Raw genomic sequence first — 2,664 nt, 5'->3', positions numbered from 1 at the left:
ATCGGCGAGCAAGCTCGCCTCCGCTCGCACGGCTCAGCCGCCGCGCCGTTAGCGATGGCGGAGTTTAAATTCCAATCCGAAATGAGAAGAGGAGGTGTTTATTATGATCGACCAGGAGCTTTTAGAGATTCTGGCATGTCCTGTTTGCAAAACTGATATTACCTATGATGAGGCCAATCAAAAGTTGGTCTGTAACCAGTGTGGCAGGAAATATCCGATACGGGACGGAATATCCGTTATGTTAGAAGAAGAAGCAGAAAGGGATTAAAAAATGTTTAAAAATTTTTTAGCCAAGATGGGGGCTACCCTGGCCCTATTTTTTGCCATTCTGATTGTGCTGGAAGCCCTTACTTTAATGGTTTTAGTCGGACGTGATATCCCAAGGGCCAGGCGGATAGCGGTCTTAGATGTGGAAGGAACCATCCTTGATTCTGAACCGATTATTTCTAAGCTCCATAAATACCGGGATGATTCCTCGGTAGCCGCGATTGTCCTCAGGATTAACAGTCCTGGGGGAATGGCTGCCGCCGCCCAGGAAATATATCAGGAAGTAAGGCGAGTCCGTCAGGAAGGCAAGAGGGTCTTTGCCTCCATTGAGAGTCTGGGAGCCTCAGGGGGATATTATATTGCCTGTGGGGCTGAATCCATCTTTGCTAATCCCTCTACCATCACCGGCAGTATTGGGGTTATTTTACCCACGGCAAATTACAAAGAACTTATGGACAAATTAGGGCTTAAATTCGGGGGCATAAAGAGCGGTGATTACAAAGACATAGGGTCTCCTTTCAAAGATATGACTGAAGAAGAGAGGAATATCTTGCAGGCGTTTGTTGACGATGTGCATGATCAGTTTGTGGAAGCGGTAGCTGAAGGAAGGGGGATGGAGAAGAGTGAAGTCAAGAAATTAGCTAACGGACAAGTCTTCACTGGTCGTCAAGCCCTGGCTATAGGTTTGGTAGACAGGCTGGGGAATCTGAATGACGCCATATCGTGGGCGGCTAAGCGCGTGGGGATTGAAGGAAAGCCAAAGATCATCCGTGAAAAGAAGGCCTTTCCTTTTTCAGAACTATTTTCTGAAGCGACCAGCAAGCTCTTTTCTCCCAAGACAGAGGGGGCAATGTATTATTGGGGGAACTGAGGCGTATCTTCTCCATATTTCGGGGGAGGTCAGTAATCGCTTGGTGGCCTACTTACGTTGAACAGTAGGTAGAGTGAACGATGGAAGTAACCGTTCACCTCACCCCGGAGACACAGAGACACTGAGAAAAATCTAAAGGACAAGTCTCTTAATGAGGCCTTTGTCGTTCAAAATTTAGACCACGCAAATAGAGTTCATGGCAAAGGCATTTTTCGTAGGCTGACTCTAATAAGCCAGGGCCTAAATGCCTATAAACTTCATATTGCTGACCCAATTATTTGCTCTGTAAGTACTTTTTCTAAAATCATTCTCCGTGTCTCAGTGTCTCCGTGGTGAACGATTACGCTTTTCTGTAATTTTCGGTCAGCCTGTCAATAGATTTTTCGGGATGGTTCACTTTACTGTGAAAGCTTGCGGCTGAGAGGTAGGGTGGGCACCGCCCACCAAAAAGGCGTAGATGGCGAACAGATTGGTGGGTAATGTCCACCCTACTTCTGCGGAAGGTTAACCGCGCCTAAAGTTTCACAAGAAAATGGATGATTTTGAACCGTCCCGACAATGCCGATTTTTCTTGACAAAGGGTATGGGGATAACGTAAAATAGATGGTCAGAAATACAGGGAGGTTTATAAGGTCACCTGAGGCATAGAGGAGGGAAAAGGATGAAAAAGGTCTTTAGCGTAATAGCATTAGTGATGTTTTTGGTATCCCCTGTATATGCAGATTTGAGTAAGCAGGATATTGATGAGATAAGGAAGATTGTAAAGGAAGAGGTGCAAGCCTTAAGGCAGGAGATGAATCCAAGGATAGATGACCTAAGGCAGGAGATGAATACAAGGATAGATGATCTAAGACAGGAGATGAATACAAGGATAGATAATTTACAAGACCTTCTCTATGTCATCTTAGCAGGGATGTTTGCCCTCATTGGCTTTGTCATCTGGGATAGAAGGACAGCTCTTGCCCCTGCGGTCAAAAAGGCAAAGGAGCTTGAGGAAAGGGAAGAAAGAATAGAGAAGGCATTAAAGGAATATGCCTTGCAAGAACCAAGATTAGCAACTGTGTTAAGGCAGGTGGGGGTTTTGTGAGTCTCTTGGACTTTTGTAATAATTTAATCTGTAATGCTTTTTGATAAATTTTTCGACCTGTGCAGTTAAGAATTATAAGCAGTGATAGGACTATAGACTGCAGCGACTTGCCATCTTTGGATACTGGGAGATAAATAGTAGGGACAACCCCCTGTGGTTGCCCAGAGAATAGAAGCGGTTTTCTCATTCGCAGTAGAGATCTCGCACAGGTCGAATTTTCTCCTTCGCCCCTGCGGGGCTTAATTAATTTCGGCATCGTTTCAAATCGCTACTTGAGAAGGGAGAGATCGGTTTACACTTTTAGAGCACAGCGCAGTTTTGTCTCTACCACAAGCAACCGGTAACGCCTCGGAGGAAGCCCCGAGGTTGGAAAAGCAAAACGGTAGAGTTGGCAGTGTGTTATCTATTGGAGCGGTGGGTAGTCCAACAAGGTTCGCCA

General features: G+C 45.6%; 4 protein-coding genes. 3 read left to right on the top strand and 1 reads right to left on the bottom strand.

All coding sequences use genetic code 11. The features are described from left to right. The first annotated feature begins 106 nt into the window (after window positions 1-106). Together AB1797_13880 and sppA are read left to right on the top strand one after the other, a co-directional pair. The gene (locus AB1797_13880) at window positions 107-268 is read left to right on the top strand and encodes a Trm112 family protein (GenBank protein MEW5768676.1); all 162 of its coding nucleotides are present in this window, start codon (window positions 107-109) and stop codon (window positions 266-268) included. 3 nt (window positions 269-271) lie between these two features. Then, entirely contained in the window at window positions 272-1,138 is an 867-nt protein-coding gene (gene sppA / locus AB1797_13875) for a signal peptide peptidase SppA (GenBank protein MEW5768675.1), read from the top strand. A 148-nt stretch (window positions 1,139-1,286) separates the two neighbouring features. Here sppA and AB1797_13870 read toward each other — a convergent pair whose 3' ends face one another. Next, the gene (locus AB1797_13870) at window positions 1,287-1,412 is read right to left on the bottom strand and encodes a GxxExxY protein (GenBank protein MEW5768674.1); all 126 of its coding nucleotides are present in this window, start codon (window positions 1,410-1,412) and stop codon (window positions 1,287-1,289) included. Window positions 1,413-1,799: 387 nt separating this feature from the next. On the opposite strand from AB1797_13870, the gene AB1797_13865 reads away from it, so the two are divergent. Next, window positions 1,800-2,225: a hypothetical protein gene (locus AB1797_13865; protein ID MEW5768673.1), complete on the top strand. Its 426-nt coding sequence runs from the start codon at window positions 1,800-1,802 to the stop codon at window positions 2,223-2,225. The last annotated feature ends 439 nt before the right edge of the window (window positions 2,226-2,664 follow it).

This window comes from bacterium, from assembly GCA_040753085.1.
In the GTDB taxonomy this organism is placed as follows: domain Bacteria; phylum UBA9089; class JASEGY01; order JASEGY01; family JASEGY01; genus JASEGY01.
Note: the sequence above shows the minus strand (reverse complement) of the source record. Positions and strands in the feature narration are given on the sequence as shown.

Bases quoted from the DNA above. Each gene is read 5' to 3' on its own strand.
- sppA (MEW5768675.1), top strand. From the start codon at position 272: ATGTTTAAAAATTTTTTAGCCAAGATGGGGGCTACCCTGGCCCTATTT.
- AB1797_13865 (MEW5768673.1), top strand. From the start codon at position 1,800: ATGAAAAAGGTCTTTAGCGTAATAGCATTAGTGATGTTTTTGGTATCC.